Origin of the sequence: Kribbella sp. NPDC050470, assembly GCF_044458365.1 — a bacterium.
In the GTDB taxonomy this organism is placed as follows: domain Bacteria; phylum Actinomycetota; class Actinomycetes; order Propionibacteriales; family Kribbellaceae; genus Kribbella.
The window spans coordinates 144,232-157,372 of sequence record NZ_JBITHV010000008.1 but is presented as its reverse complement, the minus strand read 5'-3'; the positions used below and the strand labels follow the sequence as shown (position 1 = coordinate 157,372).

Here is a 13,141-nt window from a genome sequence, read left to right as displayed (position 1 = left end):
GTGGATGGCGGGGTGGCTGGATCCGGAGGGAAACGAGCGGACGAAGGTGTTCAGCACCAAGGTGGCCGCCGAGCGGCATGCGGCTGCCATGGAGACCGACAGGGCACGTGGTGAGTACATCGATCCGAACGCCGGCAAGGTTCGGTTCGAGGTGGTGGCCGAGCGATGGCTGAAGTCGCGGGTCGTGGACCCGGCGAGCGTGATCAGGTACGAGTCTTCGCTGCGGCTGCATGTTGCGCCGGTCTTTGGGAAGCGGCAGTTGAGGAGCATCAAGCCGTCTGAGATCGCCGGTTGGCTCGCGGACCTGGATGCGCGATTCGGATCGTCGACCGCGCGCACGGCGTTCATCGTGCTGCACGGGACCCTGGAGGTCGCCGTCGACGACGAGTCGATCAAACGGAATCCGGCCAAGGCGCGGATTGTGACGGTCCCTGCGGAGAAGAGCGGCAGAGTCGTCGCGTGGAGCGACGAGACCGTGTTCCGGGTCGTCGAATGTCATCCGCCGCTGTACCGGCCGATCGCGTCCGTCGGCGCAGCATCTGGACTACGCCAAGGCGAGCTCTTCGGGCTCGCTGAGGAGGATGTCGACTTCGACGAGATGGTGATCAACGTGCGGCGGCAGGTGAAGAAGCTGGGCAGCGACTTCGTGTTCGCCCTGCCCAAGAACGACACCGAGCGGACGGTGCCGATGTCGGAGGGGACGGCCCTGACACTCAAACAGCACATCGAGGCGACGACACCGCGGCCATACACCCTGCCGTGGGAGAAGCTCGATGGGAAGCCGCTTACAGTCCAGCTCCTGTTCCGGTGGACGGACGACAAGCACATCCGCGCTCGCACGTACGACGAGCTGGTCTGGAAGGCGGCGCTCGCCCAGGCGGGCGTGATCCCGATGCCAGGGAAAGACGTCCGCGGCCGGAGGCAGTACAAGACGAGTCGCGACACCGGCATGCACGCGCTGCGGCACTACTACGCGAGCATCACTCTGGCCGACGGTGTCAACATCAAGGAGCTTGCGGAGTACCTCGGTCACGGAGACCCGGGCTTCACCCTCCGCTTGTACACCCACATGCTTCCGTCCTCGCATGAGCGGGCGAGGAAGGCAGTGGACGCCCGCCTGGCTCGCCTCTTCTCCACCTTCTCTCACGGAACTGTGACGGAACAGGCCGCCGGCGACTCCCCTACTACCTACTGGGAGCCAGACGGCGGCCCACACCCTGAAGGTCCTGCAATCGACCTCTGACCTGCGGAAACGTCAGCGGATGCGCATCCCGGAGATGGCTCGGGCGATCACCAGGCGCTGGATTTCGGAGGTGCCTTCGAAGATGGTGTAGATCTTGGCGTCTCGGTGCATGCGTTCTACGGGGTACTCGCGGGTGTAGCCGTTGCCGCCGAGGATTTGGATGGCTTCTTCGGTGACGCGGACGGCGACCTCGCCGGCCTTCAGTTTGGCCATTGAGCCTTCGCCGTGGCGGTAGTCGGGGGTTTCGCCGCGCATCAGGGCGGCGGACATGTTGGCGGCGCGCCAGACGAGCAGCCGGGCGGCGTCGATCTCCATGGCCATGTCGGCGAGTTTGAAGGCGATGCCCTGGTTGTCGATGATCGGGCGCCCGAACTGTTCGCGGCTCTTGGCGTACTCCAGCGCCACTTCGTACGCCGCCCGGGCGATGCCGATGGCCTGGGCGCCGACGATGTGGCGGGTCATCTCGAAGGTGGCCATCGAGGCGTTGCGGCCGCCGGACGAGGCGGAGCGGGCGCGGGCGAGGCGCTCGTCGAGCTTCTCCTTGCCGCCGAGCACGTTGCCGGCCGGGATCCGGACGTTGTCGAAGAAGACGTCCGCGGTGTGCGACGCCCGCAGACCGTGCTTGCGCAGCTTGGTGCCCATCTGCAGACCGCGCACCTCGGACTTGGGTACGACGAAAGCCGCCTGCCCCTTCGTCCCGAGCGCCGGATCGACCGTCGCGACCACCACGTGGATGTCCGCGATCCCGCCGTTCGTCGCCCACGCCTTCTGCCCGTTGATCACCCACTCGTCAGAAGCGGCGTCGTACGTCGCCCGCGTACGGATCGCGGACACGTCCGACCCGGCCCCCGGCTCGGAGGAGCAGAAGGCGGCCACGCGTACGTCGTCCGGCGTGCCGTAGCACCGCCCCATCCACTGGCTCCACTGCTCGGGCGTGCCGTTGGAGAAGATCGCGGACGACGCCAGCCCGGTGCCCTTCAGCGACATCGCGATGCCGGCGTCACCCCAGAACAGCTCCTCGTGGACCAGCGGCATCAGCAGCCCGGACGGGTCCACGAACAGGTTCACGTTGGCGTCCAGGCCGTACAGCCCGATCTTGGCGGCTTCCTGAATGACCGGCCACGGGGTCTCCTCGCGCTCGTCCCACTCCGCGGCGGCCGGGCGGATCACGTCGGCGGCGAAGGTGTGGGCCCAGTCGCGGATCTCCCGCTGCTCCTGGTTCAGGGCGAGCGAGAAGGTGTTCCAGTCCGGCTTGGAGCGCTCGGCGCCGAGCTCACCGGCCAGCGTCATCACGTCCGACGAAACCGCGGACGGGGTCTTCGGGTCAGTCATCAACATCCTCACAGGGCAGGGACAGCGGCCAGATGTTACCCACGAGTGTAACTGTCGTTTGCACCAGGGGGTACCACTGTGGCTAAGATCGATCCATGAGCTCCGCGCTGCTCGCGATCGGACGCCGCCGGACCACGGCGGAGCGTCGCCGCGACCGGGAGCGGGACATCATCCGCGCCACCCGCGAGCTGTTCGACGAGCGCGGCACGATCGACGCCCAGATCGACGATATCGCCAAGCGGGTCGGCATCAACAAGGCGTTGATCTACCGGCACTTCGCCGGCAAGGAAGAGTTGTTCGCGCTCACCCTCGTGGACTACCTCGGCGAGCTCGACGAGCGCCTGAAGACCACCGACAGTCCCCGGAAAGCGCCACTCAACCGGCTCAGAAGTCTCAGCGAGGTCTTCGTCGACTTCTGCCTCGAGTACCCGGCGTTCACCGACTGCGCGATGAGCCTGCTGCGAAGGACCGGCGACCAGCTCTTCGGCGAGATCACCGAGCCGGTCATGACCAAGCTCGGTACGGCGATGGCCGCCGCGCTGGAGCGGATCGCGAAGATCCTCGCGGCCGGCCAGCGGTCCGGAGTCTTCGACGAGGTCGACACCGACTACCTGGCCAACCACCTCTACACCCAGACGCTCGGGTCGTTGCACATGGCAAGGGTCGGCCTGATCGTGTCGAGCGGGCAGCCCGGCCACCCTGTTGTGCATCATGCCGATGTCGCCACCGTCCGGGCGACCGCGATCACCGCCACGCTCGCAACCGCAGTAGGTCGTAAGGCACTACCCAAGCGCTCCAGCAGAGCAGGAGAGAAATCGTGACCGAGACCCGCAAGGTGGCCGTCGTCGCCGGGAACAGGATCCCGTTCGCCCGGCAGGACAAGACGTACCGGCACGCCTCCAACTCCGACATGCTCACCGCGGCGGTCAACGGCCTGGTCGACCGGGCCGGGCTGGGCGGCCAGGAGCTCGGTGAGGTGGTCGCCGGCGCCGTGCTGAAGCACGCCCGCGACTGGAACATGGTCCGCGAGGTCGTCCTCGGCTCCAAGCTGGCGCCGACCACCCCGACGTACGACATCCAGCAGGCCTGCGGGACCGGCCTCGAGGCCGCGATCCTGGTCGGCAACAAGATCGCGCTCGGCCAGATCGACGCCGGCATCGCGGGCGGCGTGGACACCGCGTCCGACGCGCCGGTCGCGGTCAACGACCGACTCCGCAACATCCTGCTCGACCTGAACCGGGCCAAGACCTTCCAAGACCGCCTCAAGGTGCTCGCGCGGGTCCGCCCGAAGGACGTCGTACCGGAGATCCCGCGCAACGCCGAGCCGCGGACGCGGAAGTCGATGGGTGACCACGCGGCGCTGACCGCGCTGGAGTGGGGTATCACCCGCGAGGCGCAGGACGAGCTCGCCTACCGCTCCCACATGAACCTCGCCGCCAGCTACGACCGCGGCTTCCAGCAGGACCTGATCACGCCGTACCTGGGCCTGGAGAAGGACCAGAACCTGAGGCCTGACACCACGCTGGAGAAGCTGGCGAAGCTCAAGACCGTCTACGGCAAGGGCGAGACCGCGACCATGACGGCCGGCAACTCGACCCCGCTGACCGACGGCGCGTCCGCCGTACTGCTGTCCACCGACGAGTGGGCCGAGCAGCACGGGCTGCGGCCGCTCGCCTATCTGACGCACGCGCAGACGGCCGCAGTCGACTACGTGAAGGGTGCCGAGGGGCTGCTGATGGCTCCCGCGTACGCCGTACCGCGCATGCTCCACCGCGCCGGGCTGAGCCTCCAGGACTTCGACTACTACGAGATCCACGAGGCGTTCGCCTCCCAGGTGCTGGCCACCCTGAAGGCGTGGGAGGATCCGATCTTCTGCAAGGAGCGGCTCGGCCTGGACGCGCCGCTGGGCGAGATCGACCGCGCCAAGCTGAACGTGAACGGCAGCTCGCTGGCCGCGGGCCACCCGTTCGCGGCGACCGGCGGCCGGATCGTCGCCGCGCTGGCCAAGCAGCTGGACGAGAACGGCGGCGGCCGGGGCCTGATCTCGATCTGCGCCGCCGGCGGCCAGGGCGTCGTCGCCATCCTCGAGAAGTGAAGTGGGAGAGCTGACAGATGACGGACCGCTACCAGACCTTCACCCGGACGCCGCTCGGCCAGACCCTGGTGAAGAACCTGGGTCTGCCCGACCCGACTCCGCTGCCCCGCTGGCGCGAGGGCTCGCCGGTGATCGACGGACCGGTGGTGTTCGGCGCGATCTCCGAGTCCGACACCGGCAAGGCGATCCAGGCCCTGCTCCGGGACATCGGCGCCTCCTTCAGTACGGCGACCGAGGGGGTCGCATCGAGTGAGATCAGGCCGAAGGCGCTGGTCTTCGACGCGACCGGCGCAACCTCGACCACCGAGCTGACCAGCCTGCAGCGCTTCTTCTCCCCCGTCATCCGCCAGCTGGCCCCGGCCGGCCGGGTGATCGTGATCGGCCGGACGCCGGAGCTCGCGCAGTCGGCGGAGCAGCAGATCGCGCAGCGTGCGCTCGAGGGCTTCACCCGCAGCCTCGGCAAGGAGGTGAAGCGCGGCGCGACAGTCAATCTGGTGTACGTCGCTCCGGACGCCCACGAGCAGCTGGACTCGACCCTCCGCTTCTTCCTCTCCCCCAAGTCGGCGTACGTCGACGGACAGGTCGCGCGGATCGGGACCGGCCCGCTGGTCAGCAACGACCCCGACCACCCGCTGAGCGGCAGGATCGCTCTGGTGACCGGCGCGGCCCGCGGGATCGGCGCGGCGATCGCCGACACGCTGGCTCGGGACGGCGCCACTGTGATCGGCGTCGACGTACCGCAGAACGCGGATGCCTTGCGCAAGGTGATCTCCCGGATCGGCGGGAGTGAGCTGCTGCTCGACGTGACCGCGGTCGACGCCCCGCAGCGGATCGCAGCGCACGCCCAGGAGCAGTACGGCGGTCTCGACATCGTCGTCCACAACGCGGGCATCACCCGGGACAAGCGGCTGGCGAACATGCGCACCGACGCGTGGGACGCCGTACTCGACGTGAACCTGCGGGCGCCGGAGCGGATTACGGCCCATCTCCTCGAGTCCGGCACGCTCCGGGACGGCGGCTCGATCATCGGAGTCGCATCGATCGCCGGAATCGCGGGGAACAACGGCCAGACGAACTACGCGACCTCCAAGGCCGGCGTGATCGGCCTGGTCCAGGCGCTCGCGCCGAAGCTCACCGACCGCAACATCCGCATCAACGCGGTCGCACCCGGTTTCATCGAGACCGAGATGACCGCGAAGGTCCCGTTCACGATCCGCGAGGTCGGCCGCCGGATCAACTCGCTGCAGCAGGGCGGGCTGCCGATCGACGTGGCCGAGACGATCGCCTGGTTCGCCGATCCAGCCTCAGCCGGCGTGACCGGCAACGTTGTCCGGGTCTGCGGCCAGAGCATGCTGGGTGCGTGAGATGACAACTCGCAAGTACGACGACACGCCCGGCTTCGGCGCGCTCTACGCCAGGACCGTGCGGGCCACGCTGCGACGCGCGGACTACGAGCCCGACGCCGACGGCCTCACGCTCGAGCTGCCCCGGTCCGCCATCGACCAGGACCACCTGACGGCGTACCGGGAGGTCACCGGCTTCACCGCCGGCCCGGCGCTGCCGGTGACGTACCCGCACGTGCTCGCGTTCCCGCTGCATCTCGACCTGATGTCCGACCCCTCGTTCCCCTACAAGCCGATGGGGATCGTGCACCTGTCGAACACGATCAGCCAGCTGCAGCCGATCCCGATCCACGCCGAGCCGTCCATCCGGGTGCACAGCACGGCGGAACGCCCGCACCCGAAGGGCACGATGTTCGACATCGTCAGCGAGGTCAGCGTCGACGGCGAGGTGGTGTGGACCGACCTGACCACGCTCCTCAGCCGCTCCCCCGGGACCGAGCACGCGCACGTCGACCTGCTGCCGGACCCGTCGGTCGACCCCACGGCCTGGTGGGACCTGCGCGGCAACCTCGGCCGCCGGTACGCCGCCGCGTCCGGCGACCGGAACCCGATCCACCTGTTCAAGCTGACCGCTCAGGCGTTCGGGTTCCCGCGGCAGATCGCGCACGGCATGTGGGCCAAGGCGGCGTCGCTCGCCTCGATCCAGCGCAGTACCAAGCTTCCGGACGCCTTCACGGTCCGCGTCGACTTCCGCAAGCCGCTGCTGCTCCCGTCCCGGGTCGAGTTCGGGTACAAGACATCCGGCAAGACCACCGACTTCGCCGTGTACGACGAACGCCGCGAGCTCACCCACCTCATCGGCCAGCTCCAAGCCCACTGACCGCCACCTCCTCGACGCAACCGAGGAAGTGGAGGACACTCCGAACCAGGAGGGGTGGACATGATAGGAGCACTGCTACTCGGTTTGGTCTGTGGAATTCTGGCCCGGATGCTCGTCCCCGGTGACGCCTTCCGGCACATGAGCGGACCGAAGTCCTGGCTGGTCTCAGTCGGACTCGGCCTGCTCGGTGCGCTGGTCGGCTACCTGATCTTCACGCTGGGGCTCGGCATCGGCGACACCGACATCTTCGACTGGGGCGGGATCCTGAGCGCCCTGATCGGGACGCTCATCGTGGTGCCGCTCGCGACCTGGATCCTGCGCCGGCGCTCACATCACGCAACCTGAACCGCCAGGCCATCACAATCCGCCGTCCCGGCCGGTCGGCACGCTCAGCTCGCTGCGGAGGCATCGATTGCGATGGCCTGGCGGTCCGCCAACACGTCCACCTCCGCCCGGATCGAATCCAGCACCGCGCCGATCGGTGCCGCTTCGCGCTGCCGGCCGTCGCGCTCGCGGATCGCGAGCTCGCCGGCCGCGGCTTCGCGGGCGCCGATGATCGCCTGGTACGGCGCCAGCCGGTTCTCCCGGATCCGCGCACCCAGACTGCCCTCGTCCGCATGCGCGACCTCGACCCGCAGGCCGCGGTCCGACGCCCGCCGGGCCACCTCGATCGCGAGCTTCTCCTCGGCGTCCGAGATCGGGAGTACGACGAGCTGCACCGGCGCCAGCCAGGCCGGGAAGGCCCCGCCGTGCACCTCGATCAACTGCGCCATCGCCCGCTCGATACTGCCGACGATCGCCCGATGGACCATCACCGGACGATGCTTGTTGCCGTCGGCACCGACGTACTCGAGGCCGAACTGCTTCGGCATGTGGAAGTCGATCTGGACGGTCGACAGGCTGAACTCGCGGCCGGCCGAGTCCGCCAGCTGAATGTCGATCTTGGGGCCGTAGAACGCAGCGTCCCCCGGCGATTCTTCGTACTCCACTCCGGCGTTGTCCAGCACGTCACGCAGCAGCCCGGCGGCACGCGCCCAGCTGGCCGGGTCACCGACGTACTTGCTCTCCGCTGAGCCGATGGCGGCGTCCTCGGACGGCAGGGCCAGGACGTAGCGCGCGGCGCTGATCCCCATGTCCTGGTACGCCTGGTTGATCAGGGCAAGGGCGTTGCCGGCCTCCTCCGCGACCTGGTCGAGCCGGCAGAAGATGTGCGCGTCGTTGAGTTGCATCGCCCGGACCCGGCTCAGGCCTCCGATGGCGCCGGACAACTCGGCGCGGTACTGCCCGCCGAGCTCCGAGAGGCGCACCGGAAGCTCGCGGTAGCTGTGGGACCGGGACCGGTACATCAGCGCGTGGTGTGGACAGATGCTCGGCCGCAGCACGAGTTGCTCGGCGCCCATGTCCATCGGCGGGTACATGTCGTCGCTGTACTTGGCCCAGTGGCCGGAGATCTCGTACAGCTCGCGCTTGGCGAGCACCGGTGAGTAGACCCGTTGATACCCGGCTCTTCGCTCCACCTCGGCGATGTAGCTCTCCAAGGCGTGCCGAACCGCGGCACCGGCAGGCAACCAGTAGGGCAGACCCGCGCCGATCAGCGGGTCCGAGTCGAACAGGCCGAGCTCGCGGCCGATCTTGCGGTGGTCGTACATCGTTCGCTCCTTGCGACGGGGGGCGAGGAGCCGTCGGAGCACGAGAAAGCCCCGGGGCACTCGCCCCGGGGCATCGATAAATGATGTCAGCGTCGGACAGTCAGGTGTCAGCGCGCCGGGACGGACTCCGGCGTCGTCGTGACTACAGCGCGCTGCAACATGTCTCCACGGTATCAGAGGAACCGGGACAGGAACGCCCGAGTTCTCTCGTGCTGTGGATTGTCGATCACCTGCTCCGGCGTGCCCTGCTCGACCACCTGCCCGTCGTCCATGAACACCACCCGGTCCGCAGCCTCACGGGCGAAGCTGATCTCGTGCGTGACCACGACCATCGTCAGGCCGGCCGACGCGAGCTTCTTCATCGTCACCAGCACCTCGCCGACCAGCTCCGGGTCGAGCGCCGACGTCGGCTCGTCGAACAGCATCAGCTTCGGCCGCATCGCCAGCGCCCGGGCGATCGCAACTCGCTGCTGCTGACCACCGGACAGCTGCCGCGGGTACGCCTTCTCCCGGCCGGCCAGCCCGACCTCGTCGAGCAGCTGTACTGCGCGCGCCGTCGCCTCGCGACGACCCTCACCCAGTACGGCCATCGGCGCCTCGATGATGTTCTCCAGCGCGGTCATGTGCGGGAACAGGTTGAACTGCTGGAACACCATTCCGATGTCCCGGCGCCGCCGCGCGATCTCGTTCGGCCGCAGCTCGTGCAGCCGGTCGTTGCGTACGTCGTACCCGACGTCGCGACCGTCGACCGTGATCCGGCCGGCGTCGAGCGACTCGAGCAGGTTGACGCAGCGCAGGAACGTCGACTTGCCGGAGCCCGACGGGCCGAGGACGACGACCGTCTCACCCGAGGCGACGTCCAGGTCGATGCCGGACAGCACCTCGGTGTGGCCGAAGCTCTTGCGGACCCCGCGGGCCTGCAGTACCGCCGTACTCATGCCGCACTCCCCTTCGGACGGATTCTCAGGAAGTCCCAGAAGCTGGCTGCCTGGTGCCGGGCGCCCCGGTTGTAGTGCCGTTCGATGAACGACTGGACGACGTACAGGACCGAGGTGACCGCGAGGTACCACAGGCAGACCACGATCAGCATCGGGATCGTCTCGAACGTCCGGTTGTAGATCGACTGCGCGGTGTAGAGCAGGTCGGACAGCGCGATCACACTGACCAGCGCGGTCGCCTTGACCATGCTGATCACCTGGTTGCCGGTCGGCGGCACGATGAACCGCATCGCCTGCGGCAGGATGATCCGCTTCATGATCCGGGTGTTGGTCATGCCGAGCGCCTGGCCGGCCTCCTTCTGGCCCGGGTCGACCGAGAGCAGGCCGCCGCGGACGATCTCCGCCATGTACGCGCCCTCGTTCAGGCCGAGGCCGAGGATCGCCGCCAGCAACGGCGTGATCAGGGTGTTGGTGTCGAAGCTGGCGAACACCGGCCCGAACGGGATGCCGATGTTCAGCTGCGGCAGCAGCGCGGACAGGTTGTAGAAGAAGATCAGCTGGACCAGCGTCGGGGTTCCGCGGAAGAACCAGATGTACAGGCCGGCCGCGCCGCGCAGCAGCGGGTTGGCCGAGATCCGGCAGACCGCGAGCAGGACCCCGAGGACGACGCCGATCAGCATCGCCACCACGGTCAGCATCAGCGTGATGCCGAGGCCGCGGACGATCGACTCGGCCCGCAGCCAGCTCCAGACCACGTCCCAGCCGAAGTTCTCGTTGGTGACCAGCATCTTGGCCAGTTGCGCGGCGAACACCAGGACGACGAACGCCGACAACCAGCGCCACGGATGCTTGCGCCGGGCCGCGTCGCGGACGTCGAGGCCCGCGCCGGCCGGTGGGGCGTCTTGCACGGTTGTCGTCATGATCAGCTCTTCCCGAGGTTCAGGCCTGGCTTGGCCAGCTTGTTCTGCTCCAGGCCCCACTTGGCCATGATCGCGTCATAGGTGCCGTTGGCATGCAGTTTGTCGAGGGCAGCCAGCAGTACGTCGGCCAGCGGCGAGCCGATCGGTACCAGTGCCCCCTGGAACAGGTCCTCGAAACCGTTGCCCTTGCCGACACCGGCCAGCTCCAGCTTGCCGCCGGACTGCGAGACGAAGTACGTCAGCGGCGCCTGGGAGGAGAAGAACGCGTCGGCCCGGTCGGACTGGACGGCGAGGATCGACGACGGCTGGTCCTTGTACGACTGGACCTCGATCGCCGGCTTCCCGGCCGTGACGCACTTGGCCGACTGCGCCTTGATCACCTTCTCCGCGGATCCGGCCGCCATCACGCCGACCCGCTTGCCGCAGGCGGTGTCGAGGTCCTCGATCCCCTTCGGGTTCCCCTTCCGGACGGCGAAGACGACGTACTCCTGGACGTAGTCGATGAAGGTCGCCTGCTGCTGCCGCTCGACGAAGTCACCGGTCGGGCCCATGTCCAGGTCGTACCGCTTGGCCTGCATCCCGGACAGCACGCTGGCCAGGCCGTCGACGGTGGTGTGCTCGATCTGTACGCCGAGCAGCTGGCCGACCGCCTGGGACAGGTCGGCGGTGGCCCCCTCCACCGGCGCGCCCTTGTCGGTGCCGACGATCACGTACGGCGGGAACGATCCGTTGTTGACGGCAACGATCTTGCCGGACGCCTTGATCTTCGCCGGCAGCTGGTCGTGCAGGGTCTTGTCGACCTGCTGCTGCGGGATCGCGGCGGCCGGGGCCTTGGCGTTGCCGCCGGCGCCGGTGGTTTCGACCGGATCGGCGGTACAGGCGGTGACGCCGAGCAGGCTGGCGGCCAGTACGGCGACGGCGGTTCTGCGTGACATGACTACTCCTACAGCGTCAGCTGGTGGGGACAGCTTCGACTGGTCGAGGGGTGGGGCTGACGGTGAAACGCCGGTTGATCAGGACCGGCAGGCGGTGGCGGGCGTCGGTCAGACGCTGCGCGGAGACGACGGCCGAGATGGTGGCCGGCTCTTCCCCCGCCTGGGCGAGCGGGACCCCGAGCGGGTCCACGATCAGGCTCTGGCCGATGTTGCGCTGGCCGCACTCGCCACTCGCGACGACGTACACGGTGTTCTCCAGCGCGCGGGCGGTGACCAGGGTCTGCCAGTGGTGCTCCTTGAGCGGGCCCTTGACCCAGGCGGCCGGGAGCACGAGGACGTCGGCGCCCTGCAGGGTGAGCAGGCGGGCGAGCTCCGGGAAACGGACGTCGTAGCAGGTCATCAGGCCGACCTTGAAACCGTTGACGTCGATCAGCTCAGGTACGACGTCGGCCGGGGTGACGTTGTCGGACTCCAGCTGACTGAATGCGTCGTACAGGTGGAGTTTGCGGTAGAGGCCGGTGATCGCGCCGTCCTTGAGGACGACGAGGGTGTTGTACGGCTTCTCGTTGCCGGACTTCTCGTGGATGCCGACGACGACCGTGACGTCGAGGCCCGCGGTGGCCTGCCGGAGTCCTTCGACGAACGGGCCGTCGAGGGGCTGGGCGTGCTCGCGGATGCGTTCGCGTTCCTCGATGAAGCGGGCGAGCACGCCTTCGGGCAGGACCAGGAGGTCGACGCCGTCGGCGTCGGCCTGCTTGATCAGGCCGCGCGCGGTCTCGAGGTTCTCCTCCCAGTCGATGCTCGCGACGAACTGCGCGGCCGCAACTTTGAGCCTCATGCGGTCCTCTCCAGGGGATCGATCTGGTACGGGAAGAGGTCTTCCTCCGGTACGGGGTGGGCGAGCAGCTCCTGGGCGACGAGCTGCTCCTGGAAGGCGGCGACCATGCGGCGGTCGGGCGAGACGCCGTACGGCATCCAGTCCGTGCCGAAGACGCGGGTGGTGATGCCGACCTCCTCGTTGTGCCAGGGGGTGACGTCCATCAGCTTGTTCCGGCGCCGGAAGCTGAGTTGCTTGGCCTGCTCGAACAGGTCGATGAGCTGCTGGGCGATCTCGGGCCGGAGCACCTCTTTGCGCAGGGCAAGCAGGTGGATGCCGGGGATGAAGCCGTGGCGGGCGTAGTAGGCCCGCTCCTCGGCGCGGTTGTCGCGGAAGAGCGTGCGGAACGGCGAGTCCTCGTCGTGGAAGCCCGGTGGCATGAACGGGGTCATCACCGCGTCCAGTACCCCATCGCGGAGCAGGTCGACCAGGCGGGCGCCGTCGGTGGTGTGCCGGACGTTGTTGCCGACAGCAACGCCGCCGATGCGGTCGACGACCGGATGCGCGGCGGTGAGCGGGCCGACCTGCCACTCGGCGTCCTGGATGCCGATCCCGGCCTCGGCGAGGATCGCGCGGGTCCAGGTGTTGCCGCTGTCCGGCCAGCCGGTCAGGCCGATCCGGGCGCCTTTGAGGTCGGCGGCGGTCTCGGCGTCCGAGTCGCGCCGGACGATGATGCAGCGGTGCCGGAAGCCGCGCATCAGGAACACCGGCAGCGCGACCACGCGGTCGTCACCGGCGGCGCGGGCCCTGACGTAGCGGCTGAACGACGTCTCGCCGCCGTCGTACTCCGGGGACGTCCACAGGTCGGGGGTCGCCTCCAGGCGGGTGACGACCGGACCTGGGACGTCGCCGAGGGCCAGTGGGATCACATGGTCCCAGTGGCGTACGCCGAGCTCGAGCTTCACGCGGTGTGATTCCTTTGCTGCCGG

13 protein-coding genes are annotated in these 13,141 nt (G+C 68.5%); 6 read left to right on the top strand and 7 right to left on the bottom strand.

Translation table 11 applies throughout. The annotated features are described in order from the left end of the window. The first annotated feature begins 4 nt into the window (after nt 1-4). Nucleotides 5-1,243, top strand: coding sequence for a tyrosine-type recombinase/integrase (locus ACIBGM_RS24790; protein ID WP_396386875.1), 1,239 nt, complete (start codon nt 5-7; stop codon nt 1,241-1,243). Between the two features lie 12 nt (nt 1,244-1,255). Here the strand turns inward: ACIBGM_RS24790 and ACIBGM_RS24785 are convergent, their stop codons facing one another. Next, the gene (locus ACIBGM_RS24785) at nt 1,256-2,575 is read right to left on the bottom strand and encodes an acyl-CoA dehydrogenase family protein (protein ID WP_396386874.1); all 1,320 of its coding nucleotides are present in this window, start codon (nt 2,573-2,575) and stop codon (nt 1,256-1,258) included. Nucleotides 2,576-2,670: 95 nt separating this feature from the next. Here ACIBGM_RS24785 and ACIBGM_RS24780 point away from each other — a divergent pair, with 95 nt between their 5' ends. The 5 genes from ACIBGM_RS24780 to ACIBGM_RS24760 are packed head-to-tail and all read left to right on the top strand — an operon-like array spanning nt 2,671 to nt 7,238. Continuing rightward, complete coding sequence (locus ACIBGM_RS24780; RefSeq protein WP_360537096.1) at nt 2,671-3,396, top strand: TetR/AcrR family transcriptional regulator; 726 nt, start codon at nt 2,671-2,673, stop codon at nt 3,394-3,396. Beyond that, a complete protein-coding gene (locus tag ACIBGM_RS24775) occupies nt 3,393-4,670 on the top strand; it encodes an acetyl-CoA C-acetyltransferase (protein ID WP_396386873.1) in 1,278 nt (425 codons plus the stop codon). Before ACIBGM_RS24780 ends, ACIBGM_RS24775 begins: the two co-directional genes overlap by 4 nt. Before the next feature lie 17 nt (nt 4,671-4,687). Then, nucleotides 4,688-6,034 carry a 3-oxoacyl-ACP reductase gene (locus ACIBGM_RS24770; RefSeq protein ID WP_396386872.1) on the top strand — a complete coding sequence of 449 codons (1,347 nt, stop codon included), beginning with the start codon at nt 4,688-4,690 and terminating at the stop codon, nt 6,032-6,034. A gap of 1 nt (nt 6,035) precedes the next feature. After that, nucleotides 6,036-6,893 carry a MaoC family dehydratase gene (locus tag ACIBGM_RS24765; RefSeq protein ID WP_396386871.1) on the top strand — a complete coding sequence of 286 codons (858 nt, stop codon included), beginning with the start codon at nt 6,036-6,038 and terminating at the stop codon, nt 6,891-6,893. A gap of 60 nt (nt 6,894-6,953) precedes the next feature. Beyond that, the gene (locus ACIBGM_RS24760) at nt 6,954-7,238 is read left to right on the top strand and encodes a GlsB/YeaQ/YmgE family stress response membrane protein (RefSeq protein WP_396386870.1); all 285 of its coding nucleotides are present in this window, start codon (nt 6,954-6,956) and stop codon (nt 7,236-7,238) included. A 44-nt stretch (nt 7,239-7,282) separates the two neighbouring features. On the opposite strand, the gene thrS is transcribed toward ACIBGM_RS24760, so the two are convergent. The 6 genes from thrS to ACIBGM_RS24730 all read right to left on the bottom strand — a co-directional run bounded on the left by thrS (nt 7,283) and on the right by ACIBGM_RS24730 (nt 13,117). Beyond that, entirely contained in the window at nt 7,283-8,542 is a 1,260-nt protein-coding gene (gene thrS / locus ACIBGM_RS24755) for a threonine--tRNA ligase (protein WP_396386869.1), read from the bottom strand. 173 nt (nt 8,543-8,715) lie between these two features. Then, on the bottom strand, nt 8,716-9,480 hold the full coding sequence (locus tag ACIBGM_RS24750) for an amino acid ABC transporter ATP-binding protein (protein ID WP_396386868.1): 765 nt from the start codon (nt 9,478-9,480) through the stop codon (nt 8,716-8,718). Continuing rightward, entirely contained in the window at nt 9,477-10,400 is a 924-nt protein-coding gene (locus ACIBGM_RS24745; RefSeq protein WP_360537082.1) for an amino acid ABC transporter permease, read from the bottom strand. The genes ACIBGM_RS24750 and ACIBGM_RS24745 overlap by 4 nt, the downstream gene beginning before the upstream one ends. A 2-nt stretch (nt 10,401-10,402) precedes the next feature. Then, entirely contained in the window at nt 10,403-11,335 is a 933-nt protein-coding gene (locus tag ACIBGM_RS24740; protein WP_396386867.1) for an ABC transporter substrate-binding protein, read from the bottom strand. Between the two features lie 16 nt (nt 11,336-11,351). Continuing rightward, nucleotides 11,352-12,173, bottom strand: coding sequence for a deaminated glutathione amidase (locus tag ACIBGM_RS24735; protein ID WP_396386866.1), 822 nt, complete (start codon nt 12,171-12,173; stop codon nt 11,352-11,354). Further along, nucleotides 12,170-13,117, bottom strand: coding sequence for a hypothetical protein (locus ACIBGM_RS24730; protein ID WP_360537076.1), 948 nt, complete (start codon nt 13,115-13,117; stop codon nt 12,170-12,172). The genes ACIBGM_RS24735 and ACIBGM_RS24730 overlap by 4 nt, the downstream gene beginning before the upstream one ends. Nucleotides 13,118-13,141: the final 24 nt, after the last annotated feature.